The organism is Stenotrophomonas sp. YJH_SMC_105-26, from assembly GCF_059368915.1.
In genome coordinates this window covers 61,520-82,141 of record NZ_JCAFSD010000011.1, presented here as the reverse complement: position 1 = coordinate 82,141, position 20,622 = coordinate 61,520, and the positions used below count along the sequence as shown (strand labels likewise).

The window sequence follows — 20,622 nt, the reverse complement described above, 5'->3', positions numbered from 1 at the left end:
CGATCGCGACTTGCTGAATATGTGAGCCAGCGTGCAGTACCAGCGCCCCGAAAGCGCGCGGGTGGCGGCACTAGCCCATCTGGATGCCGCCGGACGTCTGGGTTGCCGCCTCGCGCTGCTGCGTTTCCTGACGGGTCTGCTCAGTCACTCGCGTGTCGATCTGCTGACTGCGGGCCAGCCCCTCCTCAAGGCTTTGCTGAGGCTGGTTCAGATCCACCATGGCCCTGAAGCCAGGCGTCGTGCCGATCACGAAGATCTTCTCTTCCTGCAGCACCACATCGCGCAGCTGTTGCGGCTGGTGAATGCCGTTCTCCCGCGCAGCAACCATCGCTGACATCACCTGCGCATCGCTCACCTTCTCAGGCAGCTCCGATCGCATGCGGTCAAACAGCTGCTGCGATTCCGGCGACAGTGCAGCCAAACGCTCCTGCGGCGGCAGTTCGCCCTCCACCTCGGTCAACAGCTTCTGCAACGTGGTTTGCTTCTTGGGAAGGGGGTTCTCGTGCGTCGAATTGAGCTTGCTATCGGGGAACGGCTTGGGGATGCTCTTCAGCGCATCGATGTTCGGAAGCACTTTCATCGTCCCTTCGAAGTCGGGATTGGGCTTCTCCAGCTTGGGTCGCAGACCGGCCTGACCAAGGCCTGTCCACACGTAGTCGACACAGCTGTTCGACAAACCGTTGTAGTTGAGATTGAATCGGTCCTGATCGCGATTGACGCTCGCCTCGCCGTACGCCTTCAGTTTTTCGTACTGATCCTTGGTGATCTCGAGCGTGTAGGAGAACCGAGGGTTCTGATAGGTCTCGAATTCCCCCTTGACCACGTGCCCAGGCCCGGTGATCCCCGTTTTTATCGGCGAGAACCCATATCCGTCTTTCTTCTCACCATCGGCAACCATGAAGTAGGCATGGCCCGCCGAAGATGAGTGGGTCGTGCCATCCTTGCCTGCAACAGGTGTCCCCGGAGCAGCGAGGTAGACCGTGACGGTGTAAGGCCCTTTCTTGCCTTCCTGGGGTGCGGCTGCACTATTCGATTGACTGTCCATAGTCCTATTTCACGTTGTAGTTGGCGACGAGAAGCTCGAAGTTGAGATGCGCAACGTCTGGGTTGCCCTGAAGATTGGTCACTTTCAGCCGGTACCTACCGGCCGTCAGATCCCCGGAATCGGCACGGGCCACCTCGTATTCCCTGTAGGCCAGGGACATGTCGTACTTTCCTGCGTTGACCAGACTGTTCGAATCCGCGCCGACGGCGCTCCTGTATTCGTACACGTCGCCCTTGGCCGGTTGATATCGGCTGCCCTGCCAGACAGCAGGCAGATCGCGATTCAATACCTGCAGTGCTATGGGCGTTTCGGTTTCGCCCTCCAGCTTCCACAGCTGCACCTTCAGGGGAATCCGGGCGTCTTCAAGGAAGTCGACATCGCCCGGTTTCATGTCCGGGCGCTTTGCAGGCCCACCGGTACGGAAGCCGATCAGGAACGTGCGTGGCTTGGGATCCTTCTCCCAAGGCGGCGGCAGTTCGAAACGCGCCTCTACCGTCGCACCTGCATGGACTAGGTCCATCGGCTTGGCGACGGGAAAACCATCGCCATACATCTGGGGTGCCTGGGCGCCGCAGCCACCCGCGAGCAGGGGCAGCAGTACCATCCATGGCCTCAGTAGCTGTCGCATCCATTCCTCGCATTCGGGCACTCACGTGTCGGCAGTTTATACACCGCACCGGCCCGCAGGACCTGAACTGGCTTCACATAACCTTGGGGTGAGATGGGGATTCCTGCCGATGAACATTGCGTGGGCCAGTTCTGGTGTTAGAGGCACGCGATGGTGCAGGCACTATTCCTGCAGTCAGGAGGATGACCATGACCACGATAGACACCGCATGGCTGGAAGCGTTCGACAACGAGCGTCACTACCTGTTTGCCATCGAACATAGCGATGCCGGCATAGATGAGTACTTACTGAGTTGCTACGCAGACCTTCCTCCACGCGAAGCAGCACTGGCGTTCGGCAGCGACTACGACCTGGAGCGCGACGATGCGCTGTGGCCACGGCCGGGCGTGGCGCTGCAAAGTTAAGCTGTGTCGCAATCGGCACGCTGCGCGAATGGGCCCTGTGGGCTACATGTCGCTTTTGGGATCCCGAACAGCTGCAAACCGTGCTTTTCAATGCGCATTCGGGCGGTAACTTAACACCGGCCGAAACCACTGCACCGCAAGGGTTCTGCCGCGCGCCCGCCATGCAACAATGCCGTAAGCGTCAGCATTTGCGGCCTCTGCGGCCTACGGTTTCTTGGCATCTCGCGGCCATGCGAGTACACCTTGGCGTGCCACCTCGCACTAGGTGGCGCGGGACTCGAAAACCCGTCTGAATACCCAGTGCTTTGCGCTTGCCAGTCGGCGTCATCTTCGGATGGCGCCGGCTGGCAATCCGTTCGCGATCCATGGCGGGCGGTGCGTGGGGGTCCTCGGACCCGCCGGATTGGGTATTCACCGGTTTTCGAGACACGCACCGTCCGCCGCCTCTATCGGTGGCGTTGCTATCTGTCCTGTACGGAGCACTGCCATGAACACATCGGACTTCCGTTCCCTGCACGCGCAGTACGATCCGGACAACGCCGAACCCGAGCGCGAACCGTCCGTCGATCCCAACGCCTTCGTAGCCACGCTGCGCCGCATCGGATCTGGTGCAGCTGCGGATGGCCAGCCTTGGCCGGAACGGCATCAACTGCCTGGGCGGTGTCTTCAGTTGGCGGATGCAGATTGCGCACTAGCCGGGCTGCGTGTGGTGGCGGAGCTGATGTTGGCTGCGGAGCGGACTAGGCAGAACGGCGCGCCCGAGGAATACCTCGGGGATCGAGTTATGGAAGGGTTGAAGATGGCGTGTGTGGCGTTGACTGCGCAGGCTATTGAGCGGCTGCAGGTTCGGGAGTAGAGCGCACCTCGCTGCGCACATCGAATGCAATGCAAGGATCGTATGCACGGTCCGAAGCATTCGCCGCTGTCTGAGCCTTTAGCCTCTAACACTAGCCTCACTATGCCGAGCCGGACTTTGCTTGCCCTGACGACGGCAGCGCTATTGGGACTGATCATTGGAGGGACGTACGCGCCGGCCACCGCAATGAGTTTTGAGAACTACCCAAGACTCACCGACTCGGAGTTTGCCCTGTTCCAGGCCGACGCCGAGAGCTTTGCCGAAGCATTGGCTTGCCAAGGCGTCACCATCGAAAAACATGATTCCAGTAGACGCTTCTTTGATATGAGCGTACTTGGCGATGCCATTCTGTTCGTGGACAACTCTGGGCCGAGTCTTCTAATAGTCACCATGTCTACGGTCGCAAGCGATGCTATGGAGCTACAGCGCTGGAAGGATGGATGGGGCTCACCAGAGAGACGCAGGAGGAACTTGAGCCCACCTGAGAACAGCTGCCCTCCACTCTCGTCCAAATAGTCCCCATCTGCACCCTGTCGAGGCAGCCAAACGCGTCAACCAATGACACAAGCAACGTGGTTCTGGCTAGAATCCTGGGCACGTAGCTTCTGGGACAGGGATCTAGGATGGAACTCCCATTCGAGGTGGGCGCGCTCTACAACCGTCAAAAGCAGATCCACGGTGTATTTGGCGGGCAACAGCAAGGCGGCATTTCGACACCAAAGGAGCATCCGCTAGTCATTGCGTTCACTGGCGAGGCCGGCGTGTCTCACGGCTACCATGACTTTTGGGACGACGACGAAGTCTTTCATTACTTCGGCGAAGGTCAAGTCGGAGACATCAAGTATGTGGCCGGCAAGCGAGCGATTGGTGAGCACGCCAAGGATGGCAAGACGCTCGTAGTGTTTCAGATGATGAGCAAGGGGCGACCCTGCCGGTACCTTGGTAGGTTCATGTGCCTGTCCTCCTACGTTCAACCTGGCACGCCGGATCGAGAAGGGCAGCTAGGGTCTGCGATCGTGTTTCGCTTGAGATCACTGGAAACCTCACTGGGCCTCGCGGCAAGTGAGACCGACCAATCTGAGATAGATGCTATCGATGATGTCGGCGCAACCAGCGCAAGATGCGAACCGAAGTGCGGACGAAGCAATGCCTATTCCGTGAGCGTCTGATCGGCATTGAAAAGGGTTGCCGACTGACTGGCATTGAGGACCTTAGAATCCTTCGCGCAAGCCATATCAAGCCCTGGGCACATAGTACTCATAGTGAACGAGTTGATGGTGAAAACGGCCTTCTGTTGGCTCCGCATGCGGACATGCTTTTTGATCGCGAGTGGATTAGCTTTTCTCCGAGCGGTCGCCCACCAATTTCGAATTACCTACCCAAATACATACGAGCTCGGCTAGGTCTTAACTTAGATGCATCACCTCGATATGTAAACTTCTCTAGCAAACAGCTGAACTTTCTTGAGTTCCACCGAGACGTCAACTTTAAAAAACGTGTCCCAGTATACTTCTCAAAGTAGGATTCCTACAGAGACGCGATCACTGGCCACTTTAACTCAACGCTAGTCAACAATTTTTGGAAATGAAGTCCCGGCCTCATAATTCAGCGACGCAATCTTTCATCTCATTATTACCACCAGCGCTTGCGGAAAGGACTCGCTGGTAGCGGTCTCCGCGGCCCTTTCGTGGATTATTTCAAGGACCAATGGCGACTTGTTCCTGACGATCCAATGCTTGACCATTCTTCCATCCCTTCACTCATCCGCTTCTCGCTCGGGTAAAGCAAACTCAGCAGATATTCAGCTGTAACCTAGTAGATCAAATACATTTATTGAGGCAAACCAGAAGAAGCAAAGTGACGATCGAGGGGGCGTTCGCTGCGGCTGCTGTAGATGTTTAGCTATTCTGATCGGCGGCGCCCTCTTGACGACAACGAATACTTTGGCGACCGCCCACTCTGGCAGGCCGCCAAGTATTCGCAGGGGAAGCTCTATTTCAGGAGCTAGCCAACCAGTCACGAATCTTCCCATCGACACTGGTGATCAAATTGCCACAGAAAGCGACAAGCTCAATGACCTCGGCTTCCGTTGGATATGTTAGCAATCCGCCGTGGGATATTTCATTTCTTCGTCCCACCATGCTATCCAAGCGACCCACAGGAACTCCTGTCAGATCAAGCCCGATCACCTCGGAATTGAGAGTGAGGACACTATGGTCAACATTTGAGTGGGTCATTACTAGACCTTCGAAACCACTCGCGTGATCAACTGGCTCTTCTAGCCAGTGAGCGAAGTTCTCAGAGAACGTCGCTAACGCCTTGTACTGAGATCCAGTCTTTGGTGAAACCGGCTTGCCTGGCTGCATTGCATTGACTAAAGAAGCCAAGTAGGACTTTACGAAAGGCTGCTTCTGCAGCCAGAGCGTCCTGTAGATTCCGGGATACGCGCGAGCTCTCAGAGTCGATTGACATTTTCGCTTGATGCACAAAGTGAAGGAAATTTTAAAGTAGCCCTCCCAAGCCGCGTAAATGATAGGAATTGCCAGGAGGTATTTGAATCCCTCTCTCGTAGTATTCTCATCAACGCAATGCCTCTTCAAATCATTGAGCAGAGACATATGTCGCTGCTTCGCGGCCGCCAACTCTTGACGGGCTGCACGGAGCGTCAAGTGGCGGGCCATTAACGGAACCAACGCCGGCCGAACTCGACCCTACCAAGCATCTTGGCCTTTGTGTTTGATCCGGCACCAGTAAGCGCGATCGCCTCGTCAACACTATGCATTTTGAATATCTTTGAACGGAGTGCCTTCGCGCCCGCAGCCTCAACACTTCTAAGATTTTGGTAAACACCACACGCAACTATATCAAAGAGGTTTGTGCTAAACGCCCCCTTGAAAATTCCGCCTTTCTGAAAACGGAAAGCCTCCCCATTTGGATATGCCTCCGATATTAACTCGAAAGTTTTCAGCACCGCCGATTTCATCTTGGAAGTGAAGTTAAATTTCCCGGAAGCTGCCAAGTACATGGCGCGATCCAGGAACTCATCAATTCTTTGAGTTTCGGGCTCGAAGTTGCTGAATGCAATCAGACGAAGAATGCTCTCTTGAACACCCATTGCTCGCCTATCAGCATCGGAGAGCCTAAGCGCGCTTATCACATCCGCATCATTTGCGAGATCCATCAAGACATCTGCGAAAGCACTCCTGAACAACCTGGCGGAGCAGTTTCTAATCTCTTGGTTTGAAAGAGTAGTGCCCGCGCGGTTCAACCGCATAAAGACATGATACTTCGCAAGCTCGCTCGATTTTCTTTGGATGAGAATTACTTGAATTCTTGCATACCGAAGAGTGCGCACAAGCGTTTCCGGCATGGAATCTAGAGTCAACCCTTCCAGCCCCTCCAGTATCGGAGCAACTGTCAGCTGCGACGGAATTGAGACGTTGTTGTCACGGGGATTCTCCAAGTTCACGCCATATGCCTCTGCGCCCTCCTCTTCGAACACCTCCGAAGCAAAGAACTTCAGAACACTACTAAATCTCTGAAGTCCGTCGATAACCTCGAATTTCGCATCCTCGGTTTCAGCCAAAAATATAGGCTGAGTCGGTATACTCAGCAGCAACGACTCCAAATACTGCGTCTGCTGATCCATCGTCCATCGGAATGCCCGCTGATACAAAGGATCAATTGAAATGTCGTGCTTTTTAAACTGATCAAGAAGTTCATTCCACGTCGCAGTGTAGGTGTCGACAACGACGTCGTGGCGCTGCTTCTCCACTTCCGCTATTAGATTAACTGACATCCAAGCCCTCCTCCTGAGCTTTCGGGGATCGCACAAAGACTAGTGCAGTTTCGCAATCGAGCCCTTGATCCAAATGTGAAATTTTACGCTGCCACCTTGCGACGATAGACCTGACGATGAAGGCAATCACGCAGCCTGAGCCGCATATCTCGCATCACATCGAAAACCACGTCTCGAACCTCGTCGTACCTCTCCTTTGATACGCCAGACATACTCTCGCCATGCGCAATACCATTGCGGATTCGAATCAATCTATTGATCGCGTACTCATGATGATCATAAAGATGATGATCCAGTCCAAGCCGAAAGAGAATTCTCCTCAGGATTACGGGCTTCAAATTTGACTCGGTGTTCACGACTCTGTCGTCGATTGAGAGCTTCCGGTTAAGAATATCGGGAAGCACGGACATAAGCTCTCGGTCCCTAGCGAATCTATGGAGATCGGAGTCATCCGGCAATTCCCTAGAAAACTCAGGGCACTTCCGGTGTGGATCGCGCAGCGCATGCATCACGTCACTAATTCCTGCCGCGGCAATCTCAGCATTCGCATCAACGATAGCAATATCCAACTCGTTCAGAAATTTGACATACACTAGTAAACTGAATTTTACGCCGCCCTCGAAGTGCGCATAAAGCATCAGTACCATTGCACGACGGTATCGGTCCGCATCGCATTCCTCCATTCGCGCAGCCAGATTCTGAAGAGCGAGGAGCTCAGCTTGCCTAGTCGCCCAACCAGCCTCTAGCTCACTAAAGAACTCATCCTCTGTCATAGCGCCCCCATCACTTTTTCCACCATCCCAATCCTAGCGCGCAAAGGACCAGGCGAGTTTTTCCCGCCACCTGTAGTTGCAGAGATGAAGTCTCTGTCCATTTTGATTGCCGTCACCGCGGCTCTGAGCGCATCAGGATCTTGGTCGACGAGCCTCAGCAACTTGGGCATGTATGGCTGGACACCGATACAGAGAGCCTCGTAGTGGTAGACGCTAAATCCGGAAACCAGCTCTTTCCCGACGCCCGGTGGCCGCTTAATATTTTTTGCATTTGCGAATGAAAAGGCATCGCTGCCATAAGCAGTTGCGAGCACCTTGAACGTATCTTTGAAGGACTTCTCTGCGTCAACGTAATCTAAGGGGAGGTGTTGATCATGACCCGCATCGGACACCTTCTCCATGTAGTCCGTTAGGAAATCCGACACATCATGCTTGAACGAAGCCAAGTCGTACTTAAATGCGAAGAATCTCAGCACAAGCTCTTGATCATAAGAGGCCCTGAGGCGGTCATCAGTGAGATTCTGAATGCAGGTCTTAAAATTCTCATCATTAGACATTTCACCAAGAAAGTCTGTGAACCTGTTATCCAGGAGGCGAATTGTGCAATTCCGAAGCTGCTGATCACTGAGAAGTATACCGCCAGTATTCAAGCGCTTGAACATGTGATATTTCAGGCGAGGATCACTGTTCTTTCTGATGACCTCCACGCGCACAAACGCGCGCTTCAGCCTAATCTGCAGGGCCGTTGGAAGGTCTGAATACAATAGTCCGTTCAGCGCAGGCACGATGTCGCAGTCTGCCAGCCTAAGAGATTCGCCTAGTTGGACGCGAGGGAGAGAATATGGTGAGTCCAGCACCCCTCTAAAATGGAGGTATGATGATATTCTCTGGAGACCATCAATCAGCTCGTACTTGCCCACCTGATCCTCAATCACATAGATCGGGGGCACAGGCATCTCGAGCAGCAAACTCTCTATAAATCTTGACTGCGCACCGATAGTCCAGCGAAAGATCCGCTGGTACTCAGGACTTATATTGAGCTCATGATCCGGCGACCTATACATGTCGTACAGTTCATTGAAAGAAAGATCGAGGCTTTGAGTTTTGGCAGCGCTCGACTCAGAGTCGAGGAGGTTAATCAGATCCATGATTCCCACCTTATTTTTTGAACGTCAGAACACTCTCAACTGGTGAGGCGCCGGACGCGTACATCTTGCTAGCCGAATTGAGAGAGCGCATGCTTATCCTCTTCTCAAAATCATCCCTGCCGGTACACTCCAGTCCGAATGACTCGAACATTTCTACAGTAATGGATGCAAGGTCATTTCGGATGCCCTTGTACTCCGAATCCTGAACCACGAAGACTGCGGCGCCTCCGCATCTCAGAATACGGCAACACTCCTCGATAGATTTGAAGAGCCCTTTGAAATACTGAATATGCGACTTGAGGTAGTAAGTAGAAGACGCCTTTGAAGGATGACTTCTGACAGAGTTGAGGAATGTGCAACACGATGCCCCCCAACGTTCATCGATTTCGCCGATTTTTTTCTCGACCGTCGTTGTGCCCATCAGTGATCTTCTCAATGAGTCAAACGCCCTTTCATTAAGCCCAAGAACGGCAAGCTCTGGGGTGGTCGAGACCACGTAGTCGATCCGGGTACAGTAGGGCGGAGACGTCAGAATTAAGTCTACCGCCGCATCTTTCAGTGGAATTTCTTGGGATAGCGATGCACTCAAGGTTCCCGTGCCAAAGTTGGTGGCGCAACGGGCAACTTCCGATGAAAGGCTCTTCCATATCGCGACAATCTCGGCACGAACCGCTTCTGAAGACAGCTCGACAAGCTCGTTGCTAGTCGATTTATGCCAAGTGGGATTCTTTGTTTTCGACCCTTTTGCGAGCCCCCGTGCGGCCCGAAAAAGTGTCAGGTACATCAGAGCGAATTCCGGCCTCATCTCCTCCGGAATCTCAGGGAAATAGCCCCATTCTGCACAGAGATTTCTCAGACTTCGCTCGATACCCCTTATTTCGGCAGCAGGGCCGGGCGGCAGCAGACCAAGCAATGGGTCTTTCGAATGAATTGCTGGGAATCGACTCGATCGAGAAGCCAGTATCGCCTCGAATGCATCCTTACTTAAAGCTAACTGTTTCGCTGAAACCTGTTTAGCTCGAGCCACAATAATCATTGCGGGATTCGCATCCCCTCCCCAAGTTCGGAAACCTTTGGCCTGCGCAACCGTTGTCGTTGTTCCAGCACCATTCCAAGGATCCGCAACGAAAGCAGCCGGCGAAAGCCGGCTGCTCTGGAGAACGTGACTGACGAATTGGGGCGAGAAGCCTGCGTAGTATGGATACCAACTCGCACGGCCATCCGTAGCCTTTGGATCGCGTCTTGGATTGATCACTGTTTCACGCTTTGCTTAACGTTAAGATCAAACCCCAACAGGATTAGCCTTCTCCGGATCAATCTTGTACTGCTTGATCGCCCGGGCCACATCCTTCGCGGTCATCTTCCCTTCCTTCGCCAGCGCCGCAATCGCGGCATGGGCGATGTAGTAGCGATCCACCTCAAAGAACCGACGCAGGTTCGCACGCGTATCCGAACGGCCGAAGCCATCCGTACCCAGCACCGTATACGACATCGGCACGAACGCGCGGATCTGGTCCGCATAGGCACGCACGTAGTCGGTGGCGGCAATCGCCGGGCCCTGGCGGCCTTCCAGCAGCTCGGTCACGTAGGCCTTGCGCTGCTCACCTTCCGGATGCAGGCGGTTGGCACGTTCCACGTCGAAACCATCGCGACGCAGTTCGTTGAAGCTCGGGCAGCTCCAGATGTCGGCGGTCACGCCGAAGTCCTTGTCCAGCAGCTCGGCGGCAGCAATGGCTTCGCGCAGGATGGTGCCCGAACCCAGCAGCTGCACGCGCAGCTCGCCCTTCTTCGGCTTGCCGGCGTCGGTCAGCAGGTACATGCCCTTGACGATGCCTTCGGCCGCGCCCTCCGGCATTTCCGGGTGGGTGTAGTTCTCGTTCATCAGGGTGACGTAGTAATACTCGTCCACCTGGTCTTCCATCATGCGCTTGGTGCCGTGCTGCAGGATTACCGTCACTTCGAAGCCGAAGGTCGGGTCGTAGCTGCGCACGTTCGGGATGCCACCGGCCACCAGATGGCTGAAGCCATCTTCGTGCTGCAGGCCTTCACCGTTCAGCGTGGTGCGGCCGGCGGTGCCACCCAGCAGGAAGCCGCGGGTACGCATGTCGGCGGCCTGCCAGGCGATGTCGCCCACGCGCTGGAAGCCGAACATGCTGTAGTAGATGTAGAACGGCAGCATCGGCACGTTGCTGACCGAGTAGCTGGTACCGGCGGCCATCCACGAGCTGATCGCACCCGGCTCGCTGATGCCCTGCTGCAGCACCTGGCCGCTCTGGTCTTCGCGGTAGAACATCAGCTGGTCGGCATCGACCGGCTTGTACTTCTGGCCGAACGGCGCGTAGATGCCGATCTGGCGGAACAGGCCTTCCATGCCGAAGGTACGGGCTTCGTCGGCCACGATCGGCACGATGTGCGGGCCCAGTTCCTTGTCGCGCAGGGTGATGTTCAGGCTCTGCACGAAGGCCATGGTGGTGGAGTAGCTGCGCTCGCCGCTGCTCTTCAGCAGGCGCTCGTAGGCTTCCAGCTTCGGTGCCACGAAGGTCTTGTCGGCCTTGCGGCGGCGCTGCGGCAGGTAACCGCCCAGCGCGGCACGGCGTTCCTGCAGGTACTGCACTTCCGGCGAATCCGGGCCCGGGTGGTAGAACGGCACCTGGCCGTCGGCCAGCTGCGCGTCGGTCACCGGAATGTTGAAGCGGTCGCGGAAGTGGCGCACCGCTTCGTCGTCCAGCTTCTTGGTCTGGTGGGTCGGGTTCAGTGCCTCACCGGCGCTGCCCATGCCGTAACCCTTCACGGTCTTGGCCAGGATGACGGTCGGCATGCCCTTGGTGTTCACGGCCTGGTGGTAGGCGGCGTACACCTTGTGCGGGTCGTGGCCACCACGGTTCAGGCGCCAGATGTCGTCGTCGGAAAGGCCGGCGACCATCGCGGCGGTTTCCGGGTACTTGCCGAAGAAATGCTCGCGGGTATACGCGCCGCCGAAGGCCTTGCAGTTCTGGTATTCGCCGTCGACGGTTTCCATCATCAGCTTCTTCAGGACGCCGTTGGTGTCCTTGGCCAGCAGGGCATCCCAGTAACCGCCCCACAGCAGCTTGATCACGTTCCAGCCGCCGCCACGGAACACGCCTTCCAGTTCCTGGATGATCTTGCCGTTGCCGCGCACCGGGCCGTCCAGGCGCTGCAGGTTGCAGTTCACCACGAAGATCAGGTTGTCCAGGCCTTCACGGCCGGCCAGCGCGATGGCACCCAGGGTTTCCGGCTCGTCGCTCTCGCCGTCGCCGATGAAGCACCACACCTTGCGGTCGGACTTCTCGATCAGGCCACGGTTTTCCAGGTAGCGCATGAACTGCGCCTGGTAGATGGCGGCCAGCGGGCCCAGGCCCATCGACACGGTCGGGGTCTGCCAGTAGTCCGGCATCAGCCACGGGTGCGGGTACGAGGACAGGCCACCGCCGTCCACTTCCATGCGGAACTTGTCCAGCTGCTCTTCGCTGATGCGGCCTTCCAGGAAGGAACGCGCGTAGATGCCCGGCGCACTGTGGCCCTGGATGAACAGCAGGTCGCCCGGGTGGTTCTCGCTCGGGGCGCGCCAGAAGTGGTTGAAGCCTACGTCGTACAGGGTGGCGCCGGAGGCGAACGAGGCGATGTGGCCGCCCAGGTCACCCGGCTTGCGGTTGGCGCGGACCACGGTGGCCATCGCGTTCCAGCGGATGATCGAACGGATGCGCCATTCCAGCTCGGCGTTGCCCGGGCTCTTGGCCTCGAACTGCGGTTCGATGGTATTGACGTATTCGGTGGTGGGAGAGAACGGCAGGTAGGCGCCCGAACGACGGGTCAGTTCCACCATGCCTTCCAGCAGCTGATGCGCGCGCTCGGAGCCCTCGACATCAATAACGGCCTTCAACGACTCGATCCACTCCTGGGTTTCCACAGGATTCGGGTCGTTGTTCAGCACCTCGTTCAACCAGTTCATTAGCGCTCCCATAACCGCACGCACGCGCGCGACTGTTGTATAGATTTCTAGACCGCAAAGTGTAGCGCACCAAGGGCTTTCGTCACTTGGCTACGCAGGCGTATGGATGCAACCGGCCAGTGTCCGCAAGGGGCTTGCCGCGCCCGCTGACGGCCCTGCGGCGGGCCTTGGCGGCTGCGCGGGCTGTCGCTTGCGGGCCGCTGCGCCCATGTGCAGGACGCAGTGTTACCGCTGCCGATGACGGTTGTAGGGCAACTCCGGCACCGCTGTAGGGGCGGTTCGGGCAACGGTACTGAACCAGCGACAACATGTCGCACCTGCCTCTGGATCGGTACCGGCTGCGGGTCCAGCGTGGGCCGCGAGTGAGGGGCCTGGCGGCCCTGCTCCCTTCCACAGCATCGCCGGGGCGCCCTGCAAGGGGCGCCCCTTTTGCTGTGCACGCGGCCGCCCGTGGCCCAAAACGGACCTGCTTGTGGCCGGATCGGTGATTGCCGGCTTCGATATATCGATATATCGTTTGCACACTCGTTTACCGATATATCGAAATGAGCCGCCCCCCTTCCCCCAGAGCCCGTTCCACCGATCCGGCGGTGCCCCGCCGCAACGGCCAGCCACGCGTGCTGAGCCGCGGTGACCTGCGCCTGCTGGTGCTGGCCCTGATCGGCGAGCAGCCGCGCCATGGCTACGAGCTGATGCAGCTGATCAGCAACCAGTTCATGCAGGCCTATACGCCCAGCGCCGGCACCATGTACCCGCTGCTGGCCAGCTTCGAGCAGGCCGGCTGGATCGAGGCCGAGGAAGTGGATGGCAAGCGGATCTTCCGCATCACCGCTGCCGGCGAGTTCGAGCTGAAGGTGCAGCGCACCCAGGTGCGGCTGGCGCAGCGACGTGCCTTCGACCGTGCCCGCGAGATCACCAAGGCCTCGCTGCCGCCGCCGCTGGCCACTGCCCTGCGCGAGTTCAAGCGGGCGCTGGTGCATCACCACGGCCGCTGGGCCGAGGGCGAGGCGGAAGAAGTGGCGGCGCTGCTGACGCGGGCCTCGGCCCTGCTCAACGGTACCGCCGGTAGCGAGAGCCCACCGTTTTCAACGACCCAGCCAGACTGAATCCAGCCAGGTCTCCCCCATGCCGCGCGCCCCCGCGCGACACCTTTACAGGTATCCCCATGACCGAACACAACAACACGCGCCTGCGCCTGGATGTGCGCTTCCGTGAACTGACCGTGCTGCGCACCGAAGAGGTCACCCCGCACATGCGCCGCGTGGTGCTGGGTGGCGACGATCTGGCCGGCTTCGATTCGCCCGGCGCCGACGACCACATCAAGCTGTTCTTCCCCAATGCCAGCGGCGAGATGGTGCTGCCGGTGCTGACCGCCGAAGGCCGCAGCTACCCGGCCGGCAAGGAGCCCTCGCCGTCGCGCGACTACACCCCGCGCTGGTGGGACCACGAAACCGGCGAGCTGGCCATCGACTTCGTGCTGCACGACCAGGGCGTCGCCGGGCCGTGGGCCGAACGCGCACAGCCGGGCGACACGCTGGTGATCGGCGGCCCGCGCGGCTCGTTCGTGGTGGCCGACACCTACGACGCCTACGTGCTGATCGGCGATGAAACCGCGCTGCCGGCCATCGCCCGCTGGCTGGACGTGCTGCCGGACGGCGCCGAGGTGCAGGCCTTCATCGAAGTGCGCGACGAGGCCGAGCGCCAGGACCTGCCGCAGTACGAGAACGTGCGCATCCACTGGCTGGAGCGCAACGGCTTCCCGGCGGCCAGCAGCACGCTGCTGGAAGACATGCTGACCGACTTCGAGGCACCGGACGGCGATGTCTTCTATTGGATCGCCACCGAATCGCGCCGCGCGCGGATGATGCGCAAGTTCATCGAAGGCCACCTGGGCGTGCCGCGCGACTGGATCCGCTCGACCGGCTACTGGAAGGCCCACCCGGACGAAACCGACGGCGATTGACCGGCTCGGAGTCAGATCCCTTTTCCTGTGGAGAAGGGATCTGACCCCATGCACCAGAACCTGCCTGGTGGGTGCGGACCGTTGGTCCGCACGCCTTTGACTGTGTAGAGCCGAGCCCACGCTCGGCTGCTCTCCGCTCGGCCACCGATGGACCCATCGCGCTACGCGCGATGAGCCGAGCATGGGCTCGGCTCTAGAGGGACCGCGACCGGCGGCTTGGCCACCTGCCCCGTCCACCCGAACCGCTGCGCGGCCCAGATCTCCAGCGCCACCAGCAGCGCGATGACCAGCAGCGGCAGCAGCAGCCCGAAGTACACGCCGGGCATCATGCCGTTGATCTGCGCCTTCACCAGCCGCAGCACGCCACGGGTGTGCAGCAGCTCATCCACATGCATGGTCAGCGCCTCACGCACCACCTTGGGTTCCAGCCCGACCGTGCCGGCCTTGTCCACCAGCGTGTCTTCCACCATGCCGCGCAGCAGGCCTTCGCGCACTTTGCCGATCACCCAGCCGGTGCCGCGTGCCAACGGGCCATTGCCAAGACGATCAAGGCCGGGCAGCGGATGTTCGCTGAGGTAGGCCGAGGCGATGGTGTCGGCCACATCGCCCACCGTGCCCTGGCTGCGCAATGCCTCGCGCATGTGCGGGTCGTCCAGCGAGTCGGTGAAGCCTTCGCTCCAGCCTTCCACCAGGGTCTGCAGGTGCGGTTGGAAATGATCGAGCTGCTTGAACAGCGCGCGGTGCGCACCGGCGGTGAAGCCCAGCTGCAGGCCGAAGAAGGCCGTGGCCAGCGGCAGCAGCACCACATAGCTGGCCAGCAGCCAGTGATGCCAGCGCTTGCGCCGCTGCAACCAGCCGCGGCGGTGCAGCCAGCGCCAGCCGAGGATGCCCAGCACCAGGCCAAGCAGCGTACCGAGCACACTGCCGCCCGCCAGATCGAGCACGCTCAGACCCGACCAGAATTCGTTCAACCAGTACTGCGCGTCCTGCATGGGTCTTCCTTCCGTGGGTGATACAACAGCCATTGTAGAGCCGAGCCCACGCTCGGCTGCTCTCCGCTCCGCCATCGGAAAACCCTCGCGCTGCGCGCGATGAGCCGAGCGTGGGCTCGGCTCTACACGGATTCCGACACCCGGTTCAACGCATCAGCCGCCAAGCAATGCGACAATCGCGCTCCTTTCCTGCAGCAACGAGGCCCACATGGCCAAACTGACCCTGGCCAGCGTGGACGCGCTGCGTACCCGCTTTGCCGATGACGCCGCCTGCGATGCGGCGCTGGCCGCGTTCGCCGACACCGCTGACCTGCGCGCGCCGCTGCGCGAGCTGGTGGCGGCACAGCACCGCTACCTGCAGGCCGAATTCGAAGTGGCCCAGGTGGCCGACGTGCTGCGCCGCGACCAGAAATATGCGCCGGTCGGTCGGCCTTCGATCAACATCGTGCAGCTGCGCAAGCAGCAGGCCGCGACCAAGCAGGCGGCGCTGATCGCACGCCAGGTGGTGGCACAGGCCGCGCAGACGTTCGCACGGGCCAGCGGGCTGGCGGTGAAGGCCAAGCAGAGCCCGAGCGAAGCGTGCGTGGCATGGTTGGGCGCGTTGCGCTGAGGGATCGTACCCGGTAGTGGCCAACCTTGGTTGGCCTGCGGAGTGCCCATGTGCCAACCAAGGTTGGCATCTACCAACGCGCGTTCCCCCGCACCCAAAAAGAAGGCCCGCTTTTCAGCGGGCCTTCTGCCTTCTCACGACGAGTGAGCGGGGTGCATCAAGCGGCCGGCTTTTCGCCGGTGGCTTCGGTGGTGATGCGGATCTTCACTTCATCGCTGACATTCGGAGCATACGCGCCGACGCCGAAATCGCTGCGCTTCAGGGTGGTGGTGGCATCGAAGCCGGCGGCCGGAACCTTGGCCATCGGGTGCTCGCCGCCGCCGTTGACGGTGACGTCCAGGGTGACCGGCTTGGTGATGCCCTTGATGGTCAGGTCGCCGGTAACGGTCAGCTTGTTGGTGCCGGCCGCTTCCACCTTGGTGCTCTTGAAGGTGGCATCGGCGAACTTGGCGGCGTCGAAGAAGTCGGCGCTCTTCAGGTGCTCGTCGAACTTGGCGGTGAAGCTGTTCAGGCCACTCAGCGGCAGCTTCACTTCCACGGTGGACTTGGTCACGTCTTCGGCGTTGTACACCAGGGTGCCTTCGACGTTGCCGAAGTGCGCGCTCGGGTTGGAGAAGCCGAAGTGGCTCCACTGCGCCAGCACGTCGGTGTGGCTCGGGTCCAGCTTGTAGGTGCCCGAGGCGATCTTGATCGCTTCGGCGGCCGGCGCGGCAGCAGCGGCATCAGCCGCCGGGGTGGCGGCCTGCTCGGTGGTGGCCGGGGCGGCGGCATCGGCCGCCGGGGCAGCGGTGTCGGCCGGCTTGGAGCAGGCGGCGATGGCCAGGGTCAGGGCCAGCGGCAGCAGCAGTTTACGGGTGGCGCTCATCTGAGGAACTCTCCGGATCGTAGGGTGGGTACACGGTGCAGCAAGAGCCCGCCGCACGACGGCGGGCCCGAAACCGATACAGCGACTTACGCGATGCGCGCCGCTTCGTCGAACGACAGGCGCGGCAGGCGCGGGAACAGGCCCGCCGGATCACCGTAACCCAGGTTGACCAGGAAATTCGACTTGATGGAGGTGCCGGCGAAGAAGGCTTCGTCGACCTTGGCCGGGTCGAAGCCGGACATCGGGCCGGCATCCAGGCCCAGCGCGCGCGCGGCCAGGATCAGGTAGGCGCCCTGCAGGCTGCCGTTGCGGATGGCGGCTTCGTGGCGGCCTTCCTGTGGGCCGTCGAACCAGGCCTTGGCATCGGTGTGCGGGAACAGGTACGGCAGCTTCTCGTGGAAGTCCAGGTCGAAACCGATGATGACGGTGACCGGCGCAGCCATGGTCTTGGCCAGGTTGCCTTCGGACAGCGCCGGGGCCAGCTTGTCCTTGGCCTCCTTCGAGGTGACGAAGACAAAGCGGGCCGGCGTGGTGTTGGCCGCGGTCGGGCCCCACTTCACCAGGTCGTACAGTTCCTTCAGCAGGCTCTCGGGGACCGGCTTGTCGAGGAAGGCGTTCTGGGTGCGGGCCGTGCGGAACAGCTGATCGAGGGCAGCAGCGTCGAGCGCGTGGGACATCGGTGGATCTCCAGGGCGGCGAAAGGGAGTCAGTGCCCGCGGGCGGCGCGGGGCGAATCGACGAGCCGCAGTGTAGAGTGTCGCGACTGTTGCAACACCCAGCAGGACTGAAACGAATTAATGCCAATGGTGAAACGATCGAGCGCGCCCTGGACGGTCACTGACGGCCGCGCGGGCAATGTCCGCCAGGCGGTCGCGCTGGCCTCGGCATTGCGCCAGGGCACCCACCGACCGCTGCTGCTGCAACCGCGCGCGCCCTGGCGCTGGCTGGCGCCGCGGCGCCTGCCCGGCGATGTGAACGGCTACGGCGAGGCCTTCGCGACGCTGGCTGCCGACGCCCCGGCGTTGGCGATCGGCTGTGGCCGCCAGGCCGCTGGCGCCCTGCGCGTGCTGCGCGCACGCGGCAGCCAGGTGGTGCAGATCCTCGACCCGCGCATCGGCGCGCGCCACTGGGATGTGGTGGTGGTGCCCGAACACGACGCCCTGCGCGGCAGCAACGTGCTCACCCTGCTCGGCAGCCTCAACCCGGTGGACGATGACTGGCTGGCCTGGGGCCGCGCTGCGTTCGCCGGCTTCAGCACCCTGCCCGGCCCGCACACAGCACTGCTGGTCGGTGGGCCGACGCCACTGGCGCCGTGGGATGAGACGGCGATGGTCGGTGTATTCCAGGCGCTGGCCGAGCAGATCCGCAGCGAAGGCGGCAGCCTGCTGGCGACCACCTCGCGACGCACGCCGCCGGCCTTGGCCGAGATCCTGCGCGCGAAGTTCGCCGACCTGCCGCACGTGATCTGGGGCGATGGTGGCGACGGCACCAATCCCTATGGCGGCCTGCTCGGCTGGGCCAACCGCGTGGTGGTCTCGCCCGATTCGGTGAACCTGCTCTCGGAGGCGTGCGCCACGCGCATGCCGGTGATGGTGGCGCTGGCCGACACAGCGCAGGGCCGCCTGGCGCGCTTCCAGCAGCAGCTGCGCGAACGTGGGCGGTTGCAGGCGCACTGGCTGGACTGGCAGTACGACCGCATCGAGCCGCTGCGCGAAACCGCGCGGGTGGCGGCGGAAGTGAAACAGCGCCTGACACTGGGGTAGTGCCGGCCGCTGGCCGGCAATCCTGGGCGCCTGGCATCGCGGTAATGCCGGGTGCGCAGCGTTTTCTGAACATTTCGATCCGGCACCACGGTTACAGTCCAAGGCCCCCCGTTGGACTGAACTTCTTCATGCGTACCCTGCTCCTGCTGCCCCTGGCCCTGCTCGCCGCGTGTTCCACCGCGCCCACCGAGCTGGATCCGATCTCGTATCAATGCCAGCAGCAGCTGGACGCGTACCGCGAACAACCGGCGCTGCGCGATCCGAAGGGCCAGCGCCCGCCACTGCCGGTGGCTCCCATCAGTGACGCCTGCGACAAGGAGCTCAAGCGCAAGGGCGTGGATCGCCCGCTGCGCTGAGCAGCGTATGATCGGCGCGCGGGCCTGCCCGCCGTTGAAGGTACCGACATGGATCGTTTTTCCCGCCTGCCCCGCGCCGCGCTGCTGATCGCCAGCCTGCTGGCGACCGCACCGGCCTGGGCCAACAGCACCGCCTGCCGCGAGCGCTACCCCAGTGTGGCATCGCAGGCGGCGATGCTGGACGTGGCCTGGACCACCGCCGAACGCCTGGACGCGCTGCCCGATGTGGACGTGGTGGTGGCCGCGCGCGGTGGCCAGGACCTGAGCCGCTATGGCCTGCGCCACAGCCACCTGGCCTTCCTGCTGCGCGAGGACGACGGCCGCTGGCGCGCGATGCACCTGCTCAACCGCTGCAAGACCGACAGCTCGCAGCTGTACCACGAGGGCCTCGGCAACTTCGTCGGCGAGAGCGGCGGCCATACCGACCTGCGCATCGGCGTGCCGTCGGCACCGTTGCGTGCCGCACTGCGCGCGATGCTGGTGCCGCCGTCGATCCAGCCCAAGGCGCTGCACGAAACCAAGTACAACGTGGTCGCCTACCCGTTCGCCACCGACTACCAGAACTCCAACCAGTGGGTGCTGGAAGTGCTGGCGGCGGCGATGGCGCAGGCCGAAGGCGCGCCGGCCATCGTCAAGCGCGAACAGGCACAGCAGTGGCTGCGCCAGCAGAAGTACCAGCCCAGCGTGCTGCATATCGGCCTGGGCAAGCGCGTGGGTGCGCGCCTGTTCGTGGCCAACGCCACCACCACCGACCATCCGGCCGGCGAACGCATCTCCGGCAACTATTCGGTGGTGACGGTGGAATCGGTGTTCGACTTCCTGCACCAGCGCAGCCAGCTGCAGCAGGAACTGGTGATCCCCCATGTGCCGGTGGCCGGTGCCACCGCCGCCTCGCCCTGAATCCCGCAAGGAGAACGACATGCGTCTGCTGCACAACTCCCTGGTATCGATGCTGATCGTCACCGCGCTGGCCTGGTCATCGGCCGCCCATGCCGAACGCCGCATCGTGATCATCCATGACCCGGGCCCGCAGGGACCGAGCCTGGAAATGTCCACGCAGATGGTGGCCTCGGCCCGCGCCGCCGCGGCGAAGGAAGCCCAGGATGCCGCCGATGCCGGCCAGCCGCTGGCCCGCCCGCAGCAGATCAAGCTGCCGCAGATGGAGGTGAGCGCGATTGCCACTACCGTCGACGGCCGCCGCGAAGTGCTGCTGCGCGATGCCAACGATCCGCAGAACACCGCGTCGATGCAGTACCCGCGCGGCGTTGGCGACCCGGCCGTGCAGTTCACCGTGGGCCAGACCGTGAACTTCGAGCCGACGGGCAATGACCAGGGCTGGCAGTTGAAGGACAACCAGGGCCGTGCGCTGGAATACCTGCCCGAGGCTACCGGCCCGCGCGACATCTTCGATACCCGGCGCTGAGCCGCCGCCCCACGCTGACCAGGAGGT

The 20,622-nt window shown here is 60.9% G+C and carries 22 protein-coding genes; 11 read left to right on the top strand and 11 right to left on the bottom strand.

Features of this window, described 5'->3' with window-relative positions:
• Nucleotides 1-70: 70 nt before the first annotated feature.
• Together AC5P7F_RS19070 and AC5P7F_RS19065 are read right to left on the bottom strand one after the other, a co-directional pair.
• Nucleotides 71-1,045 carry a lytic enzyme gene (locus AC5P7F_RS19070; RefSeq protein WP_262243139.1) on the bottom strand — a complete coding sequence of 325 codons (975 nt, stop codon included), beginning with the start codon at nucleotides 1,043-1,045 and terminating at the stop codon, nucleotides 71-73.
• Between the two features lie 4 nt (nucleotides 1,046-1,049).
• Nucleotides 1,050-1,649, bottom strand: a complete 600-nt coding sequence (locus tag AC5P7F_RS19065) for a hypothetical protein (protein ID WP_197602862.1) — start codon at nucleotides 1,647-1,649, stop codon at nucleotides 1,050-1,052.
• A gap of 212 nt (nucleotides 1,650-1,861) precedes the next feature.
• Here AC5P7F_RS19065 and AC5P7F_RS19060 point away from each other — a divergent pair, with 212 nt between their 5' ends.
• The 4 genes from AC5P7F_RS19060 to AC5P7F_RS19045 all read left to right on the top strand — a co-directional run bounded on the left by AC5P7F_RS19060 (nucleotide 1,862) and on the right by AC5P7F_RS19045 (nucleotide 4,455).
• Nucleotides 1,862-2,077 carry a hypothetical protein gene (locus AC5P7F_RS19060; protein WP_197602863.1) on the top strand — a complete coding sequence of 72 codons (216 nt, stop codon included), beginning with the start codon at nucleotides 1,862-1,864 and terminating at the stop codon, nucleotides 2,075-2,077.
• Between the two features lie 487 nt (nucleotides 2,078-2,564).
• Entirely contained in the window at nucleotides 2,565-2,933 is a 369-nt protein-coding gene (locus AC5P7F_RS19055) for a hypothetical protein (protein ID WP_053494870.1), read from the top strand.
• Nucleotides 2,934-3,556: 623 nt separating this feature from the next.
• Nucleotides 3,557-4,102, top strand: coding sequence for an SRA domain-containing endonuclease (locus tag AC5P7F_RS19050; protein ID WP_197602864.1), 546 nt, complete (start codon nucleotides 3,557-3,559; stop codon nucleotides 4,100-4,102).
• The gene (locus AC5P7F_RS19045; protein ID WP_197602865.1) at nucleotides 4,054-4,455 is read left to right on the top strand and encodes an HNH endonuclease; all 402 of its coding nucleotides are present in this window, start codon (nucleotides 4,054-4,056) and stop codon (nucleotides 4,453-4,455) included. The genes AC5P7F_RS19050 and AC5P7F_RS19045 overlap by 49 nt, the downstream gene beginning before the upstream one ends.
• A gap of 475 nt (nucleotides 4,456-4,930) precedes the next feature.
• Here AC5P7F_RS19045 and AC5P7F_RS19040 read toward each other — a convergent pair whose 3' ends face one another.
• From AC5P7F_RS19040 to aceE, 6 genes are all read right to left on the bottom strand, one after another.
• Nucleotides 4,931-5,551 (bottom strand): HEPN domain-containing protein, encoded by a 621-nt coding sequence (locus AC5P7F_RS19040; protein WP_197602866.1) that lies wholly within the window; start codon nucleotides 5,549-5,551, stop codon nucleotides 4,931-4,933.
• 62 nt (nucleotides 5,552-5,613) lie between these two features.
• The gene (locus AC5P7F_RS19035) at nucleotides 5,614-6,732 is read right to left on the bottom strand and encodes a GmrSD restriction endonuclease domain-containing protein (RefSeq protein WP_197602867.1); all 1,119 of its coding nucleotides are present in this window, start codon (nucleotides 6,730-6,732) and stop codon (nucleotides 5,614-5,616) included.
• A gap of 83 nt (nucleotides 6,733-6,815) precedes the next feature.
• Nucleotides 6,816-7,505 carry an MAE_28990/MAE_18760 family HEPN-like nuclease gene (locus AC5P7F_RS19030; RefSeq protein ID WP_197602868.1) on the bottom strand — a complete coding sequence of 230 codons (690 nt, stop codon included), beginning with the start codon at nucleotides 7,503-7,505 and terminating at the stop codon, nucleotides 6,816-6,818.
• The gene (locus AC5P7F_RS19025; RefSeq protein WP_197602869.1) at nucleotides 7,502-8,653 is read right to left on the bottom strand and encodes a GmrSD restriction endonuclease domain-containing protein; all 1,152 of its coding nucleotides are present in this window, start codon (nucleotides 8,651-8,653) and stop codon (nucleotides 7,502-7,504) included. The genes AC5P7F_RS19030 and AC5P7F_RS19025 overlap by 4 nt, the downstream gene beginning before the upstream one ends.
• 10 nt (nucleotides 8,654-8,663) lie before the next feature.
• A complete protein-coding gene (locus AC5P7F_RS19020; protein ID WP_197602870.1) occupies nucleotides 8,664-9,689 on the bottom strand; it encodes a hypothetical protein in 1,026 nt (341 codons plus the stop codon).
• A gap of 246 nt (nucleotides 9,690-9,935) precedes the next feature.
• Nucleotides 9,936-12,623, bottom strand: coding sequence for a pyruvate dehydrogenase (acetyl-transferring), homodimeric type (aceE, locus tag AC5P7F_RS19015; protein ID WP_012478970.1), 2,688 nt, complete (start codon nucleotides 12,621-12,623; stop codon nucleotides 9,936-9,938).
• 545 nt (nucleotides 12,624-13,168) lie between these two features.
• On the opposite strand from aceE, the gene AC5P7F_RS19010 reads away from it, so the two are divergent.
• A complete protein-coding gene (locus tag AC5P7F_RS19010) occupies nucleotides 13,169-13,729 on the top strand; it encodes a PadR family transcriptional regulator (protein ID WP_049441440.1) in 561 nt (186 codons plus the stop codon).
• A gap of 59 nt (nucleotides 13,730-13,788) precedes the next feature.
• Nucleotides 13,789-14,586 carry a siderophore-interacting protein gene (locus tag AC5P7F_RS19005; RefSeq protein WP_197602871.1) on the top strand — a complete coding sequence of 266 codons (798 nt, stop codon included), beginning with the start codon at nucleotides 13,789-13,791 and terminating at the stop codon, nucleotides 14,584-14,586.
• A 161-nt stretch (nucleotides 14,587-14,747) separates the two neighbouring features.
• On the opposite strand, the gene AC5P7F_RS19000 is transcribed toward AC5P7F_RS19005, so the two are convergent.
• Nucleotides 14,748-15,578: a hypothetical protein gene (locus tag AC5P7F_RS19000; protein WP_197602872.1), complete on the bottom strand. Its 831-nt coding sequence runs from the start codon at nucleotides 15,576-15,578 to the stop codon at nucleotides 14,748-14,750.
• A gap of 208 nt (nucleotides 15,579-15,786) precedes the next feature.
• Here AC5P7F_RS19000 and AC5P7F_RS18995 point away from each other — a divergent pair, with 208 nt between their 5' ends.
• Nucleotides 15,787-16,188 carry a hypothetical protein gene (locus AC5P7F_RS18995; RefSeq protein WP_197602874.1) on the top strand — a complete coding sequence of 134 codons (402 nt, stop codon included), beginning with the start codon at nucleotides 15,787-15,789 and terminating at the stop codon, nucleotides 16,186-16,188.
• 157 nt (nucleotides 16,189-16,345) lie between these two features.
• On the opposite strand, the gene AC5P7F_RS18990 is transcribed toward AC5P7F_RS18995, so the two are convergent.
• Nucleotides 16,346-17,053 (bottom strand): YceI family protein, encoded by a 708-nt coding sequence (locus AC5P7F_RS18990; RefSeq protein ID WP_005415047.1) that lies wholly within the window; start codon nucleotides 17,051-17,053, stop codon nucleotides 16,346-16,348.
• Between the two features lie 86 nt (nucleotides 17,054-17,139).
• Entirely contained in the window at nucleotides 17,140-17,730 is a 591-nt protein-coding gene (locus tag AC5P7F_RS18985; protein WP_005415046.1) for a malonic semialdehyde reductase, read from the bottom strand.
• 126 nt (nucleotides 17,731-17,856) lie between these two features.
• Between AC5P7F_RS18985 and AC5P7F_RS18980 the strand changes: the two genes are divergently transcribed.
• The 4 genes from AC5P7F_RS18980 to AC5P7F_RS18965 all read left to right on the top strand — a co-directional run bounded on the left by AC5P7F_RS18980 (nucleotide 17,857) and on the right by AC5P7F_RS18965 (nucleotide 20,595).
• Nucleotides 17,857-18,816 (top strand): mitochondrial fission ELM1 family protein, encoded by a 960-nt coding sequence (locus AC5P7F_RS18980; protein WP_481462451.1) that lies wholly within the window; start codon nucleotides 17,857-17,859, stop codon nucleotides 18,814-18,816.
• Between the two features lie 128 nt (nucleotides 18,817-18,944).
• Nucleotides 18,945-19,172: a hypothetical protein gene (locus tag AC5P7F_RS18975; protein ID WP_014645731.1), complete on the top strand. Its 228-nt coding sequence runs from the start codon at nucleotides 18,945-18,947 to the stop codon at nucleotides 19,170-19,172.
• Between the two features lie 48 nt (nucleotides 19,173-19,220).
• Nucleotides 19,221-20,072, top strand: coding sequence for a DUF2145 domain-containing protein (locus AC5P7F_RS18970; RefSeq protein WP_197602877.1), 852 nt, complete (start codon nucleotides 19,221-19,223; stop codon nucleotides 20,070-20,072).
• 19 nt (nucleotides 20,073-20,091) lie between these two features.
• Nucleotides 20,092-20,595 carry a hypothetical protein gene (locus AC5P7F_RS18965; protein WP_014645729.1) on the top strand — a complete coding sequence of 168 codons (504 nt, stop codon included), beginning with the start codon at nucleotides 20,092-20,094 and terminating at the stop codon, nucleotides 20,593-20,595.
• Nucleotides 20,596-20,622: the final 27 nt, after the last annotated feature.

Bases quoted from the DNA above. Each gene is read 5' to 3' on its own strand.
- AC5P7F_RS18985 (WP_005415046.1), bottom strand. From the start codon at position 17,730: ATGTCCCACGCGCTCGACGCTGCTGCCCTCGATCAGCTGTTCCGCACG.
- AC5P7F_RS18980 (WP_481462451.1), top strand. From the start codon at position 17,857: ATGGTGAAACGATCGAGCGCGCCCTGGACGGTCACTGACGGCCGCGCG.
- AC5P7F_RS19035 (WP_197602867.1), bottom strand. From the start codon at position 6,732: ATGTCAGTTAATCTAATAGCGGAAGTGGAGAAGCAGCGCCACGACGTC.
- AC5P7F_RS19000 (WP_197602872.1), bottom strand. From the start codon at position 15,578: ATGCAGGACGCGCAGTACTGGTTGAACGAATTCTGGTCGGGTCTGAGC.
- AC5P7F_RS19060 (WP_197602863.1), top strand. From the start codon at position 1,862: ATGACCACGATAGACACCGCATGGCTGGAAGCGTTCGACAACGAGCGT.
- aceE (WP_012478970.1), bottom strand. From the start codon at position 12,623: ATGAACTGGTTGAACGAGGTGCTGAACAACGACCCGAATCCTGTGGAA.
- AC5P7F_RS18995 (WP_197602874.1), top strand. From the start codon at position 15,787: ATGGCCAAACTGACCCTGGCCAGCGTGGACGCGCTGCGTACCCGCTTT.
- AC5P7F_RS19065 (WP_197602862.1), bottom strand. From the start codon at position 1,649: ATGGTACTGCTGCCCCTGCTCGCGGGTGGCTGCGGCGCCCAGGCACCC.
- AC5P7F_RS19055 (WP_053494870.1), top strand. From the start codon at position 2,565: ATGAACACATCGGACTTCCGTTCCCTGCACGCGCAGTACGATCCGGAC.
- AC5P7F_RS18965 (WP_014645729.1), top strand. From the start codon at position 20,092: ATGCGTCTGCTGCACAACTCCCTGGTATCGATGCTGATCGTCACCGCG.
- AC5P7F_RS19025 (WP_197602869.1), bottom strand. From the start codon at position 8,653: ATGGATCTGATTAACCTCCTCGACTCTGAGTCGAGCGCTGCCAAAACT.
- AC5P7F_RS19070 (WP_262243139.1), bottom strand. From the start codon at position 1,045: ATGGACAGTCAATCGAATAGTGCAGCCGCACCCCAGGAAGGCAAGAAA.
- AC5P7F_RS19030 (WP_197602868.1), bottom strand. From the start codon at position 7,505: ATGACAGAGGATGAGTTCTTTAGTGAGCTAGAGGCTGGTTGGGCGACT.
- AC5P7F_RS19050 (WP_197602864.1), top strand. From the start codon at position 3,557: ATGGAACTCCCATTCGAGGTGGGCGCGCTCTACAACCGTCAAAAGCAG.
- AC5P7F_RS19010 (WP_049441440.1), top strand. From the start codon at position 13,169: ATGAGCCGCCCCCCTTCCCCCAGAGCCCGTTCCACCGATCCGGCGGTG.
- AC5P7F_RS19020 (WP_197602870.1), bottom strand. From the start codon at position 9,689: ATGATTATTGTGGCTCGAGCTAAACAGGTTTCAGCGAAACAGTTAGCT.
- AC5P7F_RS19045 (WP_197602865.1), top strand. From the start codon at position 4,054: ATGCGAACCGAAGTGCGGACGAAGCAATGCCTATTCCGTGAGCGTCTG.
- AC5P7F_RS19005 (WP_197602871.1), top strand. From the start codon at position 13,789: ATGACCGAACACAACAACACGCGCCTGCGCCTGGATGTGCGCTTCCGT.
- AC5P7F_RS18975 (WP_014645731.1), top strand. From the start codon at position 18,945: ATGCGTACCCTGCTCCTGCTGCCCCTGGCCCTGCTCGCCGCGTGTTCC.
- AC5P7F_RS19040 (WP_197602866.1), bottom strand. From the start codon at position 5,551: ATGTCTCTGCTCAATGATTTGAAGAGGCATTGCGTTGATGAGAATACT.
- AC5P7F_RS18970 (WP_197602877.1), top strand. From the start codon at position 19,221: ATGGATCGTTTTTCCCGCCTGCCCCGCGCCGCGCTGCTGATCGCCAGC.
- AC5P7F_RS18990 (WP_005415047.1), bottom strand. From the start codon at position 17,053: ATGAGCGCCACCCGTAAACTGCTGCTGCCGCTGGCCCTGACCCTGGCC.